This window comes from [Actinomadura] parvosata subsp. kistnae (assembly GCF_900323885.1).
In the GTDB taxonomy this organism is placed as follows: domain Bacteria; phylum Actinomycetota; class Actinomycetes; order Streptosporangiales; family Streptosporangiaceae; genus Nonomuraea; species Nonomuraea composti.
In genome coordinates, this window is record NZ_OOHJ01000003.1 from 63,200 (window position 1) to 84,036 (window position 20,837).

Consider the following 20,837-nt stretch of genomic DNA (forward strand, 5'->3'; position numbering starts at 1 on the left):
CATCCGGTAATGGACAGGACCACAACACACGCCCCGAATGGCAAAAGCCTCACTAAGGTCGCCCGTAGAGCCCTTCGATGATGTCGGCGTACTTGGTGTGGATGATCCGCCGCTTGAGCTTGAGGCTGGGGGTGAGCTCCTCGGTCTCGGCCGTCCACTCCACGCCGAGCAGCGCCCACTTCTTCACCTGCTGCACCCTGGCCAGCTTGGCGTTGGCGGCCTGCACGGCCGCCTCGACCTCGGCCAGCACGTCGGGGTGCTCGGCCAGCTCGGCGAGCGAGCCGAACGTGATGCCGCGCGCCTGCGCCCAGCCCGGCGCCACCTCGGGGTCGAGGGTGAGCACGGCGACGGGGTGGGGGCGGTTGTCCCCGTAGGCGAGGGCCTGGCCGATGAGGCTGTGCTGCTTGAGGTGGTTCTCGATCTCGGCCGGGGAGATGTTCTCGCCCCCGGCGGTGATGATCAGCTCCTTCTTGCGGTCGACGACGCGGTAGAAGCCGTCGTCGTCGACGGTGCCGATGTCGCCGGTGTGCAGCCAGCCGTCGGCGTCGATGAGCTCGGCGGTGGCCTGGGGGCGGTTGAGGTAGCCGGCGGTGTTGAGGGGGCTGCGGGTGAGCAGCTCGCCGTCCTCGGCGATGCGGACCTCGACGCCGGGCTCGGCCCTGCCGACGGTGCCCAGGCGGTAGCAGGCGGGGCTGTTGCCGGTGAAGGCGCCGGTCGTCTCCGTCATGCCGTACACGTCGATGACCTTGAGCCCGAGCCCGGCGTAGAAGCGCTGCACCTCGTCGGGCAGGGGTGCGGCGCCGGTGGCGGTCCATTCGGCGCGGTCGAAGCCGATCATGCCGCGGATGATGGACAGGAGCGAGGCGTCGGCCTGGTCGTAGGCGGCCTGGATCTCGGGGGTGATCGTGTGGCCGTACTGGCCGGCCTCGACGTAGGCGACGCCGGCGGCCATGGCCTCGCGTACGGCGGCCTGCTGCTCCTCGGGCTGGGTGGCGAGCACGGCGAGCAGGCGCGCCATCATCTTCTCCCACACGCGCGGCACCCCGAAGAACATCATCGGCCTGACCTGGCCGAGCGTGGCGCCGAGGTTGGCCAGGTCGGTGCAGAAGTGCACGTGGGAGACCTTGACGAGGGGCAGGTAGAGGCTGAGGATGCGCTCGGCGATGTGGGCGTAGGTGAGGTAGGAGATCTGGGTGCCGCGCATGGGCAGCGCGGTGAGGCGGTCGGTGGCGGCGACCTCGTAGAAGATGTTGGCGTGGGTGAGCGGCACGCCCTTGGGGGTGCCGGTGGTGCCGGAGGTGTAGAGGACGGTCGCGACGTCGCCGGGCGCGACGGCGCGCAGGCGGGTCTCGACCTGGGCGGGGTCGGCGGCGAGGCGTTCGCGGCCGAGGGCGAGGAAGTCGTCCCAGGCCATGAACCGGTCGCCGGCGGGGGCTCCGTCCAGCATGATGATCCGGCGCAGGCCGTCCAGCCGGTCGAGCACGGGCTCCCAGCGGGCCAGGTCGGCGGGCCCGCCGAGCACCGCGTAGCGGGCGCCGACGTCGCCGGCCACGAAGGCGATCTGGTCGGGGGCGAACGTCGAGTAGACCGTGCAGCCGACGCCGCCGGCGTGCACCGCGCCGAGGTCGGCCAGCACATGCTCGCTGCGGTTGACCATCATGAGGGCGACGGCCTCGCCGGGCTCCAGCCCGAGCGCGACGAACGCGGCGGCGATCTCCAGGACCCGCTCGCGGGCCTGCCCGTAGGTGAGGGTGCGCCAGCCGTCCCCTTCGGGGTCGGAGTAGGCGGGTGCGTCGTGGTGTTCCTCGGCCGCCCGCGCGAGCTGCTCGCACACGGTACGGCCGGCGATCTGCCGCTCGATCTCGGCCCGGACTTCGAGGACTTCGCCCATCGCAACGGCCTCCGGTCAGTAATCACTTGCATGATTTCGATGCATCGCACCACACCCCCGGGGTAGCGGCAAGAGCCTGCGGAGAAACACCGACGTCCGTCACGTAAAGTGATCGTGTGGATGCGAAGGGTGTGGGGTGCGGATGACTGACAGGACGTTCTTCGGGCATCCGCGGGGGCTGGCGACGCTGTTCGGCACCGAGATGTGGGAGCGGTTCTCCTGGTACGGGCTGCGGGCGATCCTGGCCACGTTCATGGCGGCCTCGCCGGCGCACGCGGGGCTCGGGCTGTCGCAGGAGACGTCCCAGGCGGTGGTGGGGGTCTACGGCGCGCTCATCTACCTGGTGGCGCTGCCGGGCGGGTGGATCGCCGACCGCATCCTGGGGGCGCGCAGGTCGGTGTTCTGGGGCGGGTTCGTCATCATGCTGGGGCACATCAGCATGGCGATCCCGGTGACGTCGTCGTTGTTCGTGTGGCTGGGGCTGCTGCTCATCATCGCCGGCACGGGCCTGCTCAAGCCGAACATCTCGGTCATGGTGGGCCGCCTCTACCCCGAGGAGGACGACGGGCGCAGGGACGCCGGGTTCTCCCTGTTCTACCTGGGCATCAACCTCGGCGCGTTCTTCGCGCCGCTCGTGGTGGGCTGGCTGGCCGAGGGCGACCGCTGGCACCTGGGGTTCAGCGCGGCGGCGGTCGGCATGGCGCTCGGCCTGGTCCAGTACGTCCTGGGCGGCCGGAGCCTGCGCGGCGTCGGCGAGTGGCCCGGCCTGCGGCTGACCCCGCGCGAGCGCCGCCGCTTCGGCCGCCTGGTGGCGCTCGGCGTGGTGCTGACGCTGGTCGTGCTGGGCGCGTGGGCGGCGACGGGCACGCTGACGGTCGACCGGTTCACGGTGGCGCTCACGCTGGTCATCCTGATCGTGCCGGTGGCGTACTTCGGCTACATCATGTTCGGCAGCCACGACCTGACCGAGGACGAGCGGATCCGGATGAAGGCGTACATCTGGCTGTTCGTGGCGGCGGCCATCTTCTGGATGATCTACGACCTGGCGCCGAGCAAGCTGCTGTTCTTCGCCCAGGACCACACCGACCTGTCGTTGTTCGGCATCAGGATCAACCAGGCCACCACGCAGTCGTTCAACCCGCTGTTCATCATGATCTTCGTGCCGGTGTTCGCCGCCCTGTGGGTGCGGCTCGGCACGCGGGTGAGCACGCCGCAGAAGTTCGGGTTCGCGCTGGTCATGGTGGGGCTGAGCTTCGTGGTGATGGCCGTGGCGGCGGGGCTGGCCGGCGCCGGGCGGGTGTCGGTGTGGTGGCTGGTGCTGGTCTACCTGGTCCAGGTGTTCGGCGAGCTGTCGCTGAGCCCCGTCGGGCTGTCGGTGACGACCAAGCTGGCGCCCGAGGCGTTCAAGGGGCAGATGCTGGGCATCTGGTTCATCGCCGTGTCGGTGGGCGACGCGGTCGGCGGGCAGACCGGGCGGCTCGGCCGGGTCCTGTCGGAGCCGATGTACTACCTGGTGCTGGCGGCGATGGCGATCGTGGCCGGGCTGGCGCTGTTCCTGTTCACGCGGAGCCTGCGGGTGATGATGGCCGAACACCACGAACCCGCCATGCGGTAAACATTCCGAACGTGTCCGAACTTCTCGACCTCGCCGGCATTTTCGTCTTCGCGCTGTCCGGCGCGCTCATGGGGGTCCGCAAGCGGCTCGACGTGGTCGGGATGGGGGTGCTGGCCGAGATCACCGCGCTCGGCGGCGGCGTCGTCCGCGACCTCATACTCAACGTGCGGCCGATCGCCTTCCAGAGCCTCGGCTACGTGCTGGTGCCCGTCGCCGCGACGGTGATCGTCTTCTTCTGGCACCCGCACGTGGCCCGCGTCATGCCCGCCATCCTCGTGCTGGACGCGGCGGGGCTCGGGTTGTTCTGCGCGGTCGGCACGGAGAAGGCCATGGAGTACGGGCTCAGCCCCCTGCACGCGACCCTCCTGGGCGTCACGACGGCCGTCGGCGGGGGCATGCTGCGCGACGTCCTGGCCGGGGAGATCCCCACACTGCTGTACGACCGCCAGCTCTACGCGGTGCCCGCCCTGCTGGGGTCGGGCGTGATGGCGGGGCTGTCGTCGTACGGGCTGCACGGCTGGCCCGCCACCCTCGCGGCGGCCCTGCTGGCGTTCGGGCTCCGCATCGCCGCGATGCGCCGCAAGTGGCGTGCCCCGCTCGCCAAGGGCATCGGCGAATGACCGGCGCACTGCTCGACCACCTGCGCCGCCAGGTGCGGCTCATCACCCGCCCGACGGCCGCCGAAGTCGTCGAGCGCGCCCTGCGGCGGCCTCGGGCGAGGTGCACCCCCCTCACACCATCGCGATGAGCTGGTCCGGCGGCCGAGGGGCGCCGGTGGGGCCGTGGTCGCGGGCGGCGCGCAGGCGTTGGACGGCGTCCGCCAGGAGGGTGGGCGGCTGGGTGTACGGGAGGCGGAGGTGGCCCTCCAGGGTGCCTTCGAGGCCGAACCAGGGGCCGGGCGCCAGGCGTACCCCGTGGGAGAGGGCGGCCTCCGTGAGCGGGGTGGAGCCGGCGCCGTCGAGGCGCACCCACAGGGCGCCGCCGCCGGAGGGCAGCGCGAACGTCCACTCGGGCAGGTGGGCGCGCAGGTGTGCGGCGAGGGCGTCGCGGGAGGCGCGCAGGGTGCGGCGGCGTTCGGCGCGGGTCTCCTCCAGCCGGTCGAACAGCCGCGCCACGACGAGCTGCTCCAGCACGGGGCTGGCGATGTCGACCGACGAGCGGAGCGTGGTGAGGCGCCGGGCGAGGGCGGCGGTGGCGCGGATCCAGCCGATGCGCAGCCCGCCCCACCACAGTTTGGAGGCGGAGCCGATGCTGATGACGCGGCTGTCGGTGTCGAAGGCGGCCATCGGGGAGGTGCGGGGCACGTCGTCGAGGGCCAGCTCGGACCAGGTCTCGTCGATCAGCAGGAGGGTGCCGGCGCGGCGGGCGGCGCCGGCGACGGCGGCGCGGACGGGGTCCGGCATGAGGGCGCCGGTCGGGTTCTGGAAGTCGGGCATGAGGTAGGCGAGGCGGGCGCCGGACTGGAGCATGGCGCCGGCGACGAGGTCGGGCCGCCAGCCGTCGTGGGAGACGCCGACGGGGACGATGCGGGCGCCGCGCTGCCGGGCGGCGTCGATGGCGTGCGGGTACGTCGGCGACTCGACGATCACCGCGTCGCCCGGCCCCACGAGCAGGCCCATGACGAGGTGGAGGGCGTGCTGGGCGCCGGTGGTGACGACGATCTGCTCGGGCCTGGTGGCCACGCCCCTGGCGGTGTAGCGGGCGGCGATGCGGTCCCTGAGCGAGGGCAGGCCCATGGGGTCGTAGCCGTTGCCCATGCCGTACCGGGGCAGGTCCTCGACCGCGGCCGTCATGGCGGCGAGCAGGGCCGCGGGGGCGGCGGGGGCGGCGGTGTGGAGCTGGATGAGGCCGTCGCGGTCGGTGCCGAGCCACGGGTTGTCGGGCCAGACGGCGGGGTCGGGCAGCGCGGTCCAGCTTCCCGAGCCCTGCCGGCTCTCCAGGTAGCCGCCTTCGCGCAGCAGGTCGTAGGCGGCGGTGACGGTGGTGCGGCTGACCTTGAGCGTCTCGGCGAGGTGCCGCTCTGCGGGCATGCGGACGCGTACGGGGAGCTGGCCGTCCATGATCAGCGCGCGGACGCCGTCGGCGAGGGCGCGGTAGTACGGGCGCGCCGCAGGGTCGACGTCGATGAGCCGGGCCACCTGCGTGGCTGACATGTGCCGCATAAGGCCACTTTTCGTGATTGGCCCTGTATTGGCAAATCGGAAGATGCCAATCTGGGGCCATCATGAGCGAAACAACCGTCCCGCTGCCGAGCTCCCTGCCCGCCCGCCTCGTCCGCCTCTACGGCGGTCTGGCCCTGTACGGCCTCGGCATCGCCCTCCAGGTGAAGTCGGGACTCGGCAACGGCCCCTGGAACGTCTTCCACGAGGGCGCCGCCCTGCGTACCGGCCTGACCATCGGCACCGTCATCCTCGTGGTCGGCGCGCTGGTGATGCTGCTGTGGATCCCCATGCGGCAGAAGCCGGGGCTCGGCACGATCAGCAACGTGCTGCTCGTCGGCCCGTTCGCGGACGCCGCCGTCTTCCTGCTGCCCACCCCGGAGCATCTGGCGTTCCAGACCTTCTACCTCGTCATGGGCGTCGTCACCATCGCCCTGTCGACCCTGCTCTACATCGGCGCCGGCATGGGCCCCGGCCCCCGCGACGGCATCATGACGGGGCTGGTGCGGCTCGGCCTGTCGGTGCGGGTGGCCCGCCTGTCCATCGAGGTCGCCGTGCTGATCGCGGGCTGGCTGCTGGGCGGCACGGTGGGCCTGGGGACGGTGGTGTTCGCGCTGGCGATCGGGCCGTTGACGCAGCTGTTCACCCGCTGGTTCCCTCTGACGTGATCCCGTGGCCCGGGCCGGGCATGACGCGACATGATCGGCCCGGCCACGGGATCACCCGTTCTCCGAGTAGCGTCTAGGCATGCGGATCGAGGATTACGCGCTGATCGGAGACATGCAGTCCGCCGCTCTCGTGGCCCGGGACGGCTCGATCGACTGGCTCTGCCTGCCCAGGTTCGACTCGCCGGCGTGCTTCGCGGCCCTGCTCGGCAGCGAGCGCAACGGCCACTGGTGGCTGGGCCCCACGGGCAGGAAGCCCGCCACCAGACGGCGCTACCGCCCCGACACCCTCATCCTGGAGAGCGAGTGGGACACCCCCACGGGCACCGTCCGCGTCGTCGACTTCATGCCGCCGCGCGACCGCAACCCCGACGTGGTGCGCATCGTCGAGGGCGTGTCCGGCTCGGTGCAGGTCTCCACGCAGCTGCGCGTGCGCTTCGACTACGGCCGCATCGTGCCGTGGGTACGCCGCACCAACGGCCATCTGCAGGCCATCGGCGGGCCCGACTCGGTGTGGCTGCACTCCCCCGTGCCGCTCAAGGGCGGTGACTACGCCCACCGGGCCACGTTCACCGTCAACGAGGGCGACCGGCTGCCGTTCGTGTTCACCTGGCACCCCTCGCACGAGCCGATGCCGCCGCAGATCCACTGCGACACGCAGCTCGGCGAGACGGAGGCGTTCTGGGCCGAATGGGTGGCCCGGTGCACCTACTCGGGCCCGTACCGCGAGGCGGTCGTCCGGTCGCTGATCACACTCAAGGCGCTGACGTACGCGCCGACGGGCGGCATCGTGGCCGCGCCCACCACGTCCCTGCCCGAGGACCTCGGCGGGGTGCGCAACTGGGACTACCGCTTCTGCTGGCTGCGCGACGCCACGCTGACGCTCGACGCGCTGATCAGCTCCGGCTACCTGGAGGAGGCCGGCGACTGGCGGGCCTGGCTGCTGCGCGCCATCGCCGGGCGCCCTCAGGACCTCCAGATCATGTACGGCGTCGCCGGCGAGCGCCGCCTGCCCGAGCTGCGCCTCGACTGGCTCGACGGCTACGAGGACTCCCGCCCCGTCCGCATCGGCAACGAGGCCGTCAAGCAGCTCCAGCTCGACGTCTACGGCGAGGTGATGAACTCCCTGTACGTCTCCCGCACCCGCGGCCTGTCCGCCGACGACCGGGCGTGGACCATCCAGCGGCAGCTGCTCGACTACGTGGAGGACCACTGGCACGAGCCCGACGAGGGCCTGTGGGAGGTGCGCGGCCCGCGCCGGCACTTCGTGCACTCCAAGGTGATGTGCTGGGCGGCCCTCGACCGGGCCGTCAAGTACGTCGAGCACTTCGGCCGCACCGGCCCCGTCGACCGGTGGCGCGCGCTGCGCGACGTCATCCACGCCGAGATCTGCGACAAGGGCTTCGACCCGCGGCGCAACACCTTCACCCAGTCGTACGGCTCCTCCGAGCTGGACGCGGCGCTGCTGATGATCCCCATGGTCGGCTTCCTGCCGGCCGACGATCCCCGCGTGGTCGGCACGGTCGCGGCGATCGAGAAGGAGCTGATGTCCGACGGGTTCGTGCTGCGTTACCCGATCGCCGAGGACAACGACGTGGACGGGCTGCAGGGCGGCGAGGGCGCGTTCCTGGCGTGCAGCTTCTGGCTGGTGGAGGTCATGGCGATGCAGGGGCGCAAGGAGGAGGCCAAAGACCTGTTCGAGAGGCTGCTGGCGCTGCGCAACGACGTGGGGCTGCTGGCGGAGGAGTACGACCCGCGCTACGGGCGGCTGGTCGGCAACTTCCCGCAGGCGTTCAGCCACGTGCCCCTGGTGCACGCGGCCCGGGCACTGTCGTGAGGCGTTGAGACCTGGGCCGTGTGGCGCTTCCTCGGCGTTCATGTCCGATTCATCCGGTTCCGCCACGCTCCCGCCGTAGCCGGCGCACCCTTTCCGGCTGGGACGGAGAAACACCCCATGGGCCACGGGCACCACCACCATGATCACGAGCACGACCACGAGCCGGCCGGAGACACCGACGCGAGCGTGGCGCGGGACCTGTCCGTACCGGACGGCGAGCTGTCGCCCGGCCAGCTCTCCCGGCGGCGCATGTTCCGCCGGGCGGGGCTGCTGGGCGCCGGGCTGACCGCCGCCGGCGTGCTGGGCGGCGAGGGACAGGCCGCCGTCGCGGCCACCGGCAGGGACGAGGGGCGCGGGCGCGAGCCCAGGGACGGCTACCAGTGGCTGGCCGGCGACCACCACATCCACACCCAGCACAGCTCCGACGGCGTCTACCGGGTGATCGACCACGTGCGGCACGCCAACGCGTACGGGCTGGGCTGGATGGTGATCACCGACCACGGCGGCGCCACGCACGCCAAGATCGGCGTCGAGAAGGTCAACCCGGACATCGTGGCCGCCCGCGCGGCCGTCAAGGACACGCTGGTCTTCCAGGGCCTGGAGTGGAACATCCCGGCAGCCGAGCACGGCACCGTGTTCGTCGCGCCCGGCAGGAACGAGGTGGCCACACTCAAGGAGTTCGAGAGCTCCTTCGACGGGTCCGTCAAGGGCGCGAGCTCCAACACGCCGCAGAACGAGGCGCTGGCCATCGCCGGCCTGAACTTCCTCGCCGACGCCGTCAGGAAGCGGCGCGTCCCGGACGCGCTGTTCTTCGCCAACCACCCCTCCAGGAAGGGCATCGACTCGCCGCACGAGATCCGCGGCTGGCGCGACGCCCAGCCGACGATCGCGGTCGGCATGGAGGGCGCGCCCGGCCACCAGGCGGCCGGCATCGCCAAGCCGAACGGCCCCGGCGGCGGGCGCGGCTACTACGACAGCAACCCCGGCGCCGACTCTTTCCCCGGCTACCCGGCCGAGAGCTACAAGACCTTCGGCGGGTTCGACTGGATGACCGCGACCGTGGGCGGCCTGTGGGACAGCCTGCTCGCCGAGGGCAAGCCGTGGTGGATCACCGCGAACTCCGACTCCCACTGGGTGCACGGCGACACCAGCGACCGCGGCCCCGGCGGCGACTTCAACGCCAACGGCCGCTACGAGGACCCCGTCTACAAGGGGGTGCCGAACTTCGGCTCCGGCGACTTCTGGCCCGGCTTCTACAGCCGCACCCACGCCGGCGCCGAGGACTTCTCCTACCGCGCCGTCATGGACGCCCTGCGCGCCGGCCGCGTCTGGGTGGACCACGGCGGCCTGATCAGCGGCCTGGTGGTGCGGGCCCGCCCGGCCGGCACCGGCCAGCGCGGCGTGACGCTCGGCGGCACCCTCCAGGTACGCCAGGGCGCCCGCGTCGAGCTGGCCATCGAGGTCACCCTGGCCGGGCGGCCGAACTGGGCGCAGTTCGTGCCCACGCTGGCCCGGGTGGACGTCATCCAGGGCGACGTCACCGGCCCCGTCTCCGACAAGGACGCCTTCACCACGCCGAACACCAAGGTCGTGCAGTCGTACGAGGTGAACAGGAGCACCGGCACCGTCACCTTCACCTACCAGCTCGGCGCCGTCGACCGCCCCGTGTACGTGCGGCTGCGCGGCACCGACGGCAAGCGCAGCGCGCCGGGGCTGCTGGGCGCGGCCGTGGACCCGAACGGGCCGCGGATCGACGTGTACGGCGACGCCGACCCGTGGAACGACCTGTGGTTCTACAGCAACCCGATCTGGGTGCTGCCGCGCCGATGATCGCCGGATTCGACGCGGGCAGCCGGACGGTGCCCGAGGCCGAGCACCTGCTCCACACGGTGGTGCGGGAGCTCGGCCTGCCGGGGGACACGATCGGGTGCACCCACTTCGTGCCGGCGGGGGCGGCGGGCGACGAGCCGCACGTCGCCTGCTCGCTGGCCGTCCCGGACTCGGTGACGCCCGCGGCCCTGTCGGCAGCCCTGTCGGCGGCCCTGTCGGCGGCCCTGCCGGCTGGATGGTCGGCGGAGGGGCGGCGCTGGCGGTGGCCGAGCACGAGGCGCGGCGCGGCGGCCGGGTCGTCACCTTCCCCGGCCGCGACCGCCTCACCGGCGTCCTCCGCGTGGGCGAGCTGCGCGACGCCTCGGCCATCGACCGGGTGCTGCTGCTCGCCTCCCCCGGCCCGCCGCCCGACGACGTGCTCGTCGTCACGAACGACCACGTCAGGCCCGTCTGGCGGGACGGCCTCATGACCCTGCTCACCATGCCGGCCGCCGGCGGCCGGATCACCCCCGCCGAGGTGCCGAACCCGACCCCCTGCTGCGCCGACCACGCCTGACCCCAGGGGACGCCGCTACGGGCCGGTCAGGCGGCGCTCCCCCTCGGTGGTGATCACGTACACCTGCCAGGTGTAGTACGCGTAGTAGGCGCGCGGGTCGCGCTTGATCCGGCGGGCGTGCAGGAGGATGGCGTTCACGTACGCCTGGGACGGGTTGTAGGCGTGCAGCGCCCGCCGGTAGTCGCGGGGGGCGCCGCTCGCCTTGAGGTAGTTGGCCGCGCCCATGATCGCGTCGTGCGGGTCGCGCACGTCCCCGCCCATCCCGTACGCCTTCCAGGTGGCGGGCATGAACTGCATGGGGCCCTGGGCGCCGGCGTGGCTGTCGGCCCGTACCCGGCCGAACTTCGTCTCCGCGAACATCACCGCCGCCAGCACCTCCCACTCCACCCCGAACCGGCGCTCGGCCTTCTTGAAGTAACCGAGCAGCTCGCCCGCAGGCCGGGCCGGCTGGGTCTTGAAGACGGCGTCCGGCTTGATGGGGCGGGCCAGGGCGAGCAGCTCGCGGATGGCGGCCGTGTCGTCCCTGGCCTGGGCGGCGAGGGCGGCGGGCAGCCGGGCGAAGGTCTTGGCGGCGAGGTCGGGGTGGCGGGCGGCGTGGCGGTAGATGCGCTGCTGGTGCAGAGCCAGCAGCTCGACGTCCTCGGGCGGCTCGCCGGTCGCGGGCGAGCCGTGCTTCGTCCAGGCGTCGATGGACGCGTTGAGCGCGTCGGTGGTCTCCCGCAGCGCGGCGGCCAGCTTCGCGGGGCTGTCGGGGATCTTCTCGGTGGGGTCCGGGAGCGGCTTCTCGGAAGGTTTCGGCGTGCTGGGCGCGGGCGTGGACGGGGCGGGCGCCGGAGGGGCGGCGGCGGGAGCCGGGCCGCACGCCGCCGCGCCGAGGAGCACCACCGCGCCCAGGACGAGCGCCGCCGCCTTCCCGGCGGGCGCGGCGGCGGCGCGGGCGGGCCGTGGTGGGTGCGGGTGCTTCTGGCGTGCCTCCATGGGGCGCCAACCTACCCGGTACGGGCGGCTGCGATCATCACGCGTACGGGCGGAGGAACTCCTTCGGCCGCAGGGCCCTGGAGACGATCCGCACGTCGCCGATCCACCCGTAGAAGCCCTGCCCGTACGTCAGCGCGAACTGGGTCCCGCCGATCGCGAACGGCCGCCCCAGCGTCGAGATGCCCTTGGACCGCTGGCTCGGATTGCGGGCGATCTTGGAGCCGTCGACGTACATGATGGTCCGGCGGGAGTCGTTGACGACGGCCACGTGCGTCCAGCGGCCGACCGGCAGGGCGTGGCTCCACGAGGTGGGGTCGGCGTCGCGGTCGGTGGGGTAGACGACGAACTGCAGGAAGCGCTCGGGCGACAGGTTGAGGCTGCACGTCGGCTCGTCGGGCGACCAGCCGCTGCTCTTGCCCGCGTCGCCGCTGCGGCCCTCCCAGCTCAGGATGCCCATCCAGGCGTGGTCGCCCTCGAACGGCTCCGGCAGCTTGATGAACGCCTCGATGGTGTACCCGGAGGTGAAGGTCATGCTGTTGACGGGGGCGTTCGGGCCGGACCTGAGCACGGCGCCCCGGTCGGGGGACTTGCCGCCGTCGAAGCGCAGGCTGGCGTGGGCGGGCTGGCCCTCGTGGTGCTCGGCCGACCACGTCAGCGTCTCGGGAGCGCTGGCGTGCAGCAGCTCCATGGTCAGGTCGTTGCCACCGCCGGTCAGGTCGCGGGCGACGGTGCCGGCGGGCACGATCGCGCCGTCCGTGCCCGCCGCGCCCGCGAGCCCTTCGGCGTCGAACCTCCAGTACGCGACCGTGCCGCGCGGCATGACGGCCCGGGCGGGACGGGCCGGCGGCGGGGTGCGCGGGCGAACCCGGCGAAACGCTCGTCGAAGTCGATCTCGATGCTGAAGCGGTCCACGGGGCCGGTCAGCTCCAGGTGCTCGGCCTCCAGCGGGGTGCGCTCGTCCGGGTCGCGCTCCAGCAGCCAGGGCGAGATCGTCTCCACGTCGATCACGTTGCGGACGAGGTCGAAGGCGTAGAGCCGGACCATGCCCGCGCCGCCGTAGTAGCGGTCCTGGTAGTTGGTGATGTGCACGTGCACGTCGTGGCCGGCGTCGTTCTTGAGCACGGTACGGCCGCTCGGCCAGTAGTGGCCGTTGAGCGTCAGGAAGATCTGGTCGTTGCGCTTGATGAAGGCGTCCCAGAGGCGCTGCCCGTGCTGCGACAGCGCCGCGGCGCCGGTGTCGTCCGCCCAGGCCAGGTCGTGGGTGGTGAGGATGGCGGGCAGCGTCCGGTTCGCGTCGATGACGCTCTGCGCCCAGCGCAGGCCCTGGTCGGAGACGCGCCAGTCGAGCGCGAGCACGAGCCACCGCCGGCCGCCCGCCTCGATGACGTGGTGGCTGTTGTAGCCGTCGGGCGACGCGCCGCGGAAGGTGGACATCCTGGCGTACCGGGAGGGGCCGAACGCCTTCAGGTACGCGCTGTCGCCGCGCTGGTCGTCGGCGCCGCTCACGTCGTGGTTGCCTGCCAGGACGCTGTACGGCAGGCGGCCGTCGAGCTGCCGGAACGTGTCGGAGGCGAGCGCCAGCTCCTCTTGGGTGCCGTGCTCGGTGACGTCCCCCAAGTGCGTCATGAACGCGATGTTCCTGCTCTCGCGCTCGCCGCCGGTCAGGAAGCGGAACGTCTGGCGCACGGGGTCGGGGTCGGAGCGGTCCTCGTCGAAGAGGTACTGCGTGTCGGGCAGGACGCCGATCGTGAAGCGGGGGCTCTCGCGGTCGAACCGGCCGCCGTTCCCGGACGCGTGCGCCGGGGAGGCGGCGGGGCCGGCGAGGGCGCCGGCGGCGGGCGCGGCGACGGCCGCCGTGAGCAGCGCGCGGCGGCCGAGGGTGGGGTGTGCCATGGGGTCGTACTCCGTTTCAGGGTGCCGCGCAGCACCTTGATCGTCGTACGTGGCCCGGCGGTTCCCGCAGCGATAACTCCCGCCTTCGGCCGGAAGAACATCTCACCGGCCGCCGCGGCCCAGGTGCGCCTTGCGCAGAGCGTCCACGTGGTTCATGACCGGGGTGGCGGTGACGCCGTGCAGGACGACCGAGGCGAGGACGGTGAACCCGGTGACCGCCCACAGCTCCTCCGCCGGCACGCCGAAGTCGGCCTGCCCCAGCGCGTACGCCAGGTAGAACAGCGACCCGATCCCCCGGATGCCGAAGAACGAGATCGCCAGCCGTTCCCTCGGCCCCGCCCGGCCGCGCCACTGCACCAGCCAGCCGGCCAGCGGGCGGATGACGAGCAGCAGCAGGAGGCCGACGGCGGCGCCGCGCCAGGTGAGCGCCGCCAGGCCGCCGGTCGCGACGAAGCCGCCGAGCAGGAGCAGCAGCCAGGCCGTGAGCAGCCGCTCGATCTGCTCGACGAAGCCGTGCAGCACGTTGTTGTAGCCGTGGCCGTGCTCGGCGCTCCTGATGGCGCACGCGGTGACGAACACGGCGACGAAGCCGTACCCGTGGGCCAGCTCCGTCACCCCGTACGCGAGGAACGTGCAGGCCAGGGCGACGAAGCCGTCGCGGCGCTCGGCCAGGCGCAGGCCGTCGGACCTGGCGCGGAAGAACAGGCGGCCGAGCAGGCCGCCGATGAGCAGGCCGAGCAGGGCGCCGGCGGCGGTGCGGTAGAGGACGTCCGTCAGCGCCCACTCCCCCGCCCAACCGGCGGTTCCGGCCGCCACGGCGATGGCGGCGTACACGATGGGGAAGGCCAGCCCGTCGTTGAGGCCCGCCTCCGAGGTCAGGGCGAAGCGGACCTCGTCGTCGGCGTTCTGGGCGTCCACGGGCTCGCCCACGTGCACGTCGGAGGCGAGCACCGGGTCGGTGGGGGCGAGCACGGCGCCGAGCAGCAGCGCGGCGGCGATCGGCCAGCCCGGCAGGGCGACGGCCGCGGCGGCCACCCCGGCCACGGTGAGCGGCATGGCCAGGGCGAGCAGCCGCCACGTGGTGGACCAGCCGCGCGGGCCGATGCGGCGGTTGATCGCCAGGCCGGCGCCCATGAGGGAGATGACGACGCACAGCTCGGTGATGTGCTCCAGCGCGACGCGGTGGGCGATGGGGTCGGGGTCGGGCAGCCCTAAGGGCAGGGTGAACAGGAGGATGCCGGCGAGCAGGTAGACGAGGGGGAGGGAGAGGGCCCGGCGGGCGAGGAACTCGGGGAGGATCGCGGCCAGCAACGCGGCGGCGCCGCCGAGGGCCAGGATGAGGTCGAGGGTGGACATCGCGAGCCCCCTGCCCGGAAGATCGCAAAATATCCCCTTTGTGGCTGATCGGCGGCGGCGGTGTCTCCTACCTCGCGGCGATGCAGGCCGGACGTTCTCCGGTGGCCTCGTCGATGGTGGCCGGATCGAGGACGTGCTCGACGACCATGACGGCGGCGCCGACGACGCCGGCCCGGTCGCCCAGCTCGCCGGTCCTGATGCCGAGGTGCTGCGTGGCCAGCGGCAGCGACCTGCTGTAGATGGTCTCCCGCACGCCGGCCAGCAGTTGCTCGCCGGCCTCGGCGACGTCGCCGCCGAGCACGATGACGGACGGGTTGAAGAAGTTCACGATGGCGGCCATCACCGTGCCCACCTCGCGGCCCGCCTGCCGGACCAGGCGGGTGGCCAGGGGGTCGCCGGCGCGCATGAGGGCGACCACGTCCTTGCTGCCGCGCGCGTCGGCGCCGGCCTCGCGCAGGGCGGCGGCCATCGAGGCGCCGCCGGCGACCGCCTCCAGGCAGCCGGTGTTGCCGCACCGGCACGGGGCGCCGGAGGCGGGCACCCGGATGTGGCCGACGTCCCCGGCGGCGCCGCGCGCGCCCCGGTGCAGCCGGCCGCCGGAGATGATGCCGCAGCCGATGCCGGTGCCGATCTTGATGTAGATGAGGTGGTCGACGGCGGGGCGGGCGGCCCAGTGCTCGCCCAGCGCCATCACGTTCACGTCGTTGTCCACCAGGACGGGCGCTCCCGGCCACTCCCCCGGCCGATCACGGGGTTGATCGCCTGGGCGTTCCTTCGGCCGCTCTCCCAGGAGTTCGCGCAGGCGCTCAGGGACCGGGAAGCCGTCCCAGCCGGGCATGATCGGCGGGTTCACCGGGCGGCCGGTGCGGTGCTCGACCGGGCCGGGCAGGCCGATCCCCACCCCGCACACCTGCGCGGGGTCGCGCCCGGCCGTGGCCAGGAGGTGGCGCAGGGACGTGGCGACGGCGCCGAGCACCGGCTCGGGGCCGAGGTCGACGGGGAGGCCGGTGACCTGCTCGGCCAGCACGTCCAGGCCGAGGTCGAGGACGGCCAGGCGGGCGCGGGTGGCGCCCAGGTCGGCGGCGAGCACGACCCGGGCGCCGCCGTTGAACGTGAACATCGAGGCGGGCCTGCCCCCGGAGGAGATCGCGCCTTCGTCCTCGACGACCCAGCGGGAGCCGATCAGCGCGTCCAGCCGCTGGGAGACGGTGGACCTGGACAGGCCGGTGAGCCGGGCCAGCTCGCCCCTGGTGCGGGGCTGCCCGTCGCGCAGGATCGCCAACAGTGCCCCCGCCCCCACCGCGTGCCGGCCGTTGGTTGGCATGGATCTACCTTACTTCGAATATCGGCCGACTTATGTTGATGAGAAGTAAAAGTCGGTGTGGTCGTCCGCGAATGTCGGGGGACATATGCGCCGCTTCCCGAGGACGTGCGGCCTCCTACGAACTTCCCGCGCTGCCGGGCTGCCACAGGTCGCACTGGTGCTCGGCCGCCATCGTCGCCTCCGGGACCGGCGTGGAGCGGCCGGCCGCGCGCAGCGACATGACCGCGTCGCCGAGCCGCGGCCAGCGGGCCGACCCCTTGGCGTACGGCTGCCCGGTGCGGGTGAACCCGCCCCAGTAGTGCACCATGTCGCGGGCCAGCCGGCGCTCGCCCGCGTCGAACGTGGGCGCGATCGGGGTGCCGTTGTCGAAGCTCGGCCACAGGTACGCCAGCTCCGCCGCGTGCCCGGCGCCCCAGACGTACCCGGCGGGCTCGGGGGTGAGGCCGGGGCCGGTGCGGTGGTCGAAGCGGTAGCCGTAGACGGTGGTGTACGCCGACAGGTCGCGCGCCAGGCGCAGGGCGGGGCAGCCGCCGATGCCCGCGAGAAGGCCGGCGTCGGTGGCGATCGCGCCCGTCAGGTACGCCGAGGTGAACGTGTCGGAGCGGGCCGGCCACGGGTAGCGCTCCAGGACGGCGGCGGCGCGGTCGCCGAACACGGTGCGCACCCACTCCTCGTACCGCTCCCGCGTCCAGCCCCGGTTGCCCTGGAGGAACGTGCGGCCCTCGTCCCGGTTGTAGCCGATCATCAGCGGCACCCGCTGGAAGCGGCCCGCCCGCACGGCCGTGTCGGGGCTCTCCGGGAGGGCGGGCGTGCCGTGCGTGAAGGAGGTGTACTGCGGGCCGTCGATGAGGCGGCCGGGCGGGAGCGCCCGCAGGCAGGCGGCGGCGGTGGCCGGGTCGGGGCAGCCGAGCGTGGTGGCGATCTGGGTGCCCGTCCGCTCGCCGTCCTCGAGGGGACGGCTGACGCAGGAGCCGCTCTGCATGATGCCGCGCGCGAACAGCCCGGCCGAGCCGGGGGCGGTGAGGTGGGCGCAGACGGAGAAGCCGCCCGCCGACTCGCCGTCGATGGTGACGCGCCGCGGGTCGCCGCCGAACGCGGCGATGTTGCGCCGCACCCAGCGCAGCGCGGCCTGCTGGTCGAGCAGGCCGTAGTTGCCCGCCTGGCCGGACTCGGCGGCCAGGGCCGGGTGGACGAGGTAGCCGAGCACGCCGAGGCGGTAGTTGACGCTCACCACGACCACGTTCTCGAGCTGGGCGATGAGGGTGCCGTCGTGCTGGTTGGCCGAGCCGTTGACCAGGCCGCCGCCGTGGATCCAGAACAGCACCGGCAGCCGCTGCCCGGCCCGGGTGCCCTCGGGGCGGAACACGTTGAGGTACAGGCAGTCCTCGGTCTCGGAGCGGGGGCCGTTGCTGCTCGCGGCGGCCGGGCAGCGGTTGCCCCAGGCGTCCGCCGCGCGCACCCCCTTCCACGAGGGCGGGGGCTGCGGGGCGCGCCAGCGCAGGTCGCCGACGGGCGGCGCGGCGTACGGGAGGGCGAGGAAGCGCTCCACGCCGTCGGCGCGCGCCCCGCGCACCAGGCCGGACTCGGTGCGGGCGACGAGCCGATCACCGGTCGTGGAGGCGGCGGGTCGCGCACCGGACGCCGAGGCGGCAGGTCGCTCACCGGACGCCGAGGTGGCGGGCGGGATCGCGGGTGTGGTGGTGAGTAACAGGGCGGCGGTGGCGAGTGCGATGACGGTGGCCATGGTCGGACAGCTCCTTCTGACTGATCCGTTAACCCCCCGTCTCATGATGTTGTGAAGGGAGCCGCCCGTCCAGGGGCGAGGGTTGCGGGTGCGGGGAGATGTGTGATGGTGTGCCGCTCCTGGTCCCCTTCCTGGCCCTAGGAGGCTGTCTCATGCCGTTCATCGTGGATCTGACCAGCGGAAACGTGACGAAGGAAGACCGGTCCGCGGAGAAGGGGCACTACGGCGGCTCCATCCTGGGGTTGCGGCTGATGGCCGAGCGGACGGCGGCGGGGCTGGATCCGTACGATCCGGAGACGCTGCTGTACGTCGCGGCCGGGATGCTGGGCGGGACGGCGGCCCCGGGGCTGGCCAAGGCGGTGTTCCTGGCGAAGTCGCCGCTGACGGGGGTGGCCGGGGAGGCGCACGCGCTGGGCCCGTTCGCGGCGGGGATGCGCGGGGCGGGGGCTGAGGCGCTGGCCGTGGTGGGGCGGGCGGAGCGGTTGTCGTACCTGCTGGTGGCGGGCGGGGAGGTGAGCGTGCACGGCGCGGAGGACCTGCGCGGGCTGGGCACGGCCGCGACGACCGACGCGTTGCGCGCCCGGCACGGCGCGGGGGCGCACGTCGCGGCGATCGGGCCGGCCGGGGAGCATCTGGTGCGGTACGCGAGCGTGGTGACCGATCACGCGTTCGCCGCCGGCCGGTACGGGCTCGGCGCGGTCTTCGGCGCCAAGAACCTCAAGGCGATCGTCTGCGCCGGCCCCGCCCCGGCCGGGGTGGCGCTCGCCGAACGGGCCGACCCGGTGGCGGTGGCCGACCTGGCGGCACTCGGCGAACCGGCCGGCCAGACGGCGGCGGCGCGCGCCGGACTGGGCGACCCGGCGCCGGTGGCCGATCCGGAGGCGATCGCCGCGCTGACCGCCTACTACCGGGAGGCGATGGTCACAAACAAACTGGCCGCCTGGCAGGCGGGTCTGCCGGGTTTCGCGGCGTGGGCCGGTGACCCCATCGACCCGGGTTACGCCTCGGTCCGCAACTTCTCCGTGACGGGGGCGCCCGGCCTGCGGGCGCCGTCGGCGGGCGACTACGACGGCCGCGCGGTCGCGACGACCGGCTCGTGCCCCGGCTGCCCGAACGACTGCCTCAAGGTGTACGCCCCGCCCGGGGTGGAGCGGCGGACGGGCGGGCTCGGGCAGGAGGCGTTCGTGTCGCTGGGCTGGAATCTCGGCATCGACGACCTCGACACCATCCTGGCCGCCAACGCCCGCTGCAACGATCTCGGCCTGGACGTGGTGTCGCTGGGCGGCACGCTCGCGTTCGCGATGGAGTGCGCGGAGCGTGGCCTGCTGCCGGGTGGCCCGGCGTTCGGGGACGCGGCGGCGCTGCCGGGCCTGATCGAGGACGTGGCCGCGCGGTCGGACGCGCTGGGCGACCTGCTGGCGGAGGGTTCGGCGCGGGCGGCGCGGCGGATCGGGCGGGGCGCGGCGGCGTACGCGATGACGGTGAAGGACGCGGAGGTGCCGTGCATCGACCCGCGCCCGCAGCCGGGCATCGGCCTCGGCTACGCGCTGGCTCCGGGCGGCCCGCGTTACGACGCGCTGGAGCACGACCTCGACTTCGACCCGGTCGTGGGGCTGGCTTACTGCTTTCCCGAGGCGGCGCGCGTCGGGGCGCTGCCGGCCCCGGCGGGCGAGCTGGACGAGGAGCGGGGCCGGCGCACAGCCCGGCTGCTGCGGTTGTGGAGCGGCCTGGACGCGCTGAACGTGTGCCTGTTCGCCTCCAGCCCGACCCGTCCTCTCACGATCGACCACCTGACGGCGCTGGTCAGGGCCGTGCTGGGCGTGGAGTTCACGCTGGAGGACCTGCTGGCGGTGGGTCAGGAGCGTCTGGACGCGATGCGGGCGTACGCGCTGCGCGAGAGCGGCGGGCACCTCGACGAGACGCTGCCGGCGCGCCTGCACGAGGAGGCGATCACGGAGGGGCCGCACCGGGGCGCCGTCCTGGAGCGGGCCGCGTTCGAGCGGGCGCGCGCCGCCTTCTACGACGAGCTCGGCTGGGACCCGCGCGTCACGGCGTGACCCTGCATCCCCGCGCGTCAGGGGCGAATTGGTGCCCGCCACGCACGAGAACCGCGCCGGCGACGGCGAGGCGTCCTTCCGCGCCGCTCCCCCGAGCCGATGACTTCGGGGGCACCTGGCGGTCTACCGGTCATGAGCAAACTGCTGTACTCGGTGACCATGTCGGCGGACGGCTTCATCGCGCGCCCGGGCGGCGACATGTCCTGGCTGACCCCCCACCTCGGCCCGAACCCGCTGGTCGACGACCTCGTCGGCGAGATCGGCGCGCTGCTGGTGGGCAGGCGCACCTACGCCGGCGACGACCCGAACAAGGGCACGGACAAGGAGGGCGCGTTCGAGGGCGCCTGGCAGGGGCCGCAGGTCGTCCTCACCCACCACGTCCCCGGCGACCCGGTCCCGGGCGTCACGTTCGCCGGCGACCTGCCGTCCGCCGTGGCCGCCGCCAAGCGGGCCGCGGGCGGCAAGTACGTCAACGTGCTCGGCGCGGACGTCGCCCGCCAGTGCCTGGAGGCCGGCGTGCTGGACGAGGTGCTGACGATCGTGGCGCCGGTGCTGCTCGGGGACGGGGTGCGCCTGTTCGAGCACCCGGGCGGCACGAACGTCAGGCTCGAACGCCTGCGCGCCGGCCACGTGCCGCACGCCGTGAACATCTGGTATCGCGTCGTGTCCTGAACCTCCTCGGGCCGGGGAACCGGCCGGGCCCCGAACGGCCCGGCCGGAAAGGGTGACGCGGCGCAGCCTCCGATTGTTAGCGTTAACATCGCCGATCGAAAGCGGCCCGACCGTACGAACCCTGACCAGTCCTGTCAAGACCCGGACCGCCGGCCCGCCACATCCCCGCAGCTCACCCCACCACCCCCGTGTAAGTTTCACGACCGGGTTGACGATCTCCGAAAACCGCACCTACATTGCCTGCGACGCACCGGCGCAGC

General features: G+C 73.2%; 16 protein-coding genes. 8 read left to right on the forward strand and 8 right to left on the reverse strand.

The window, feature by feature from the left end; translation table 11 throughout:
* Positions 1–52 precede the first annotated feature (52 nt).
* Positions 53–1,891, reverse strand: a complete 1,839-nt coding sequence (locus KIS93_RS00815; RefSeq protein WP_080037191.1) for an AMP-dependent synthetase/ligase — start codon at positions 1,889–1,891, stop codon at positions 53–55.
* Between the two features lie 142 nt (positions 1,892–2,033).
* On the opposite strand from KIS93_RS00815, the gene KIS93_RS00820 reads away from it, so the two are divergent.
* Complete coding sequence (locus KIS93_RS00820) at positions 2,034–3,506, forward strand: peptide MFS transporter (RefSeq protein WP_080037190.1); 1,473 nt, start codon at positions 2,034–2,036, stop codon at positions 3,504–3,506.
* Positions 3,507–3,517: 11 nt separating this feature from the next.
* Positions 3,518–4,126 (forward strand): trimeric intracellular cation channel family protein, encoded by a 609-nt coding sequence (locus tag KIS93_RS00825; protein WP_080037189.1) that lies wholly within the window; start codon positions 3,518–3,520, stop codon positions 4,124–4,126.
* A gap of 111 nt (positions 4,127–4,237) precedes the next feature.
* Here KIS93_RS00825 and yczR read toward each other — a convergent pair whose 3' ends face one another.
* Positions 4,238–5,659, reverse strand: a complete 1,422-nt coding sequence (gene yczR, locus KIS93_RS00830; RefSeq protein WP_230466019.1) for a MocR-like transcription factor YczR — start codon at positions 5,657–5,659, stop codon at positions 4,238–4,240.
* Between the two features lie 71 nt (positions 5,660–5,730).
* Between yczR and yczE the strand changes: the two genes are divergently transcribed.
* From yczE to KIS93_RS62895, 4 genes are all read left to right on the forward strand, one after another.
* Positions 5,731–6,333, forward strand: a complete 603-nt coding sequence (gene yczE, locus KIS93_RS00835; protein ID WP_080037187.1) for a membrane protein YczE — start codon at positions 5,731–5,733, stop codon at positions 6,331–6,333.
* Positions 6,334–6,412: 79 nt separating this feature from the next.
* Positions 6,413–8,167: a glycoside hydrolase family 15 protein gene (locus KIS93_RS00840; RefSeq protein ID WP_080037186.1), complete on the forward strand. Its 1,755-nt coding sequence runs from the start codon at positions 6,413–6,415 to the stop codon at positions 8,165–8,167.
* A 117-nt stretch (positions 8,168–8,284) separates the two neighbouring features.
* Complete coding sequence (locus KIS93_RS00845; protein ID WP_080037185.1) at positions 8,285–9,997, forward strand: histidinol-phosphatase; 1,713 nt, start codon at positions 8,285–8,287, stop codon at positions 9,995–9,997.
* Between the two features lie 235 nt (positions 9,998–10,232).
* Positions 10,233–10,553 (forward strand): hypothetical protein, encoded by a 321-nt coding sequence (locus KIS93_RS62895; protein WP_222107156.1) that lies wholly within the window; start codon positions 10,233–10,235, stop codon positions 10,551–10,553.
* 15 nt (positions 10,554–10,568) lie between these two features.
* On the opposite strand, the gene KIS93_RS67195 is transcribed toward KIS93_RS62895, so the two are convergent.
* The 6 genes from KIS93_RS67195 to KIS93_RS00875 form a co-directional block, all read right to left on the reverse strand.
* Positions 10,569–11,531 (reverse strand): lytic transglycosylase domain-containing protein, encoded by a 963-nt coding sequence (locus KIS93_RS67195; RefSeq protein ID WP_080037183.1) that lies wholly within the window; start codon positions 11,529–11,531, stop codon positions 10,569–10,571.
* Positions 11,532–11,568: 37 nt separating this feature from the next.
* Positions 11,569–12,273 (reverse strand): LamG domain-containing protein, encoded by a 705-nt coding sequence (locus tag KIS93_RS62900; RefSeq protein ID WP_222107157.1) that lies wholly within the window; start codon positions 12,271–12,273, stop codon positions 11,569–11,571.
* Positions 12,243–13,424, reverse strand: coding sequence for a metallophosphoesterase (locus tag KIS93_RS62905; RefSeq protein ID WP_222107158.1), 1,182 nt, complete (start codon positions 13,422–13,424; stop codon positions 12,243–12,245). Before KIS93_RS62905 ends, KIS93_RS62900 begins: the two co-directional genes overlap by 31 nt.
* A gap of 102 nt (positions 13,425–13,526) precedes the next feature.
* The gene (locus KIS93_RS00865; RefSeq protein WP_080037181.1) at positions 13,527–14,780 is read right to left on the reverse strand and encodes a cation:proton antiporter domain-containing protein; all 1,254 of its coding nucleotides are present in this window, start codon (positions 14,778–14,780) and stop codon (positions 13,527–13,529) included.
* A 67-nt stretch (positions 14,781–14,847) separates the two neighbouring features.
* Positions 14,848–16,104 carry an ROK family protein gene (locus KIS93_RS00870; protein WP_080037180.1) on the reverse strand — a complete coding sequence of 419 codons (1,257 nt, stop codon included), beginning with the start codon at positions 16,102–16,104 and terminating at the stop codon, positions 14,848–14,850.
* Between the two features lie 115 nt (positions 16,105–16,219).
* Positions 16,220–17,848, reverse strand: coding sequence for a carboxylesterase/lipase family protein (locus tag KIS93_RS00875; protein ID WP_080037179.1), 1,629 nt, complete (start codon positions 17,846–17,848; stop codon positions 16,220–16,222).
* Positions 17,849–18,000: 152 nt separating this feature from the next.
* Here KIS93_RS00875 and KIS93_RS00880 point away from each other — a divergent pair, with 152 nt between their 5' ends.
* A complete protein-coding gene (locus KIS93_RS00880) occupies positions 18,001–19,905 on the forward strand; it encodes an aldehyde ferredoxin oxidoreductase C-terminal domain-containing protein (RefSeq protein WP_186403510.1) in 1,905 nt (634 codons plus the stop codon).
* Positions 19,906–20,037: 132 nt separating this feature from the next.
* The gene (locus KIS93_RS00885) at positions 20,038–20,577 is read left to right on the forward strand and encodes a dihydrofolate reductase family protein (RefSeq protein WP_080037177.1); all 540 of its coding nucleotides are present in this window, start codon (positions 20,038–20,040) and stop codon (positions 20,575–20,577) included.
* Positions 20,578–20,837 lie beyond the last annotated feature (260 nt).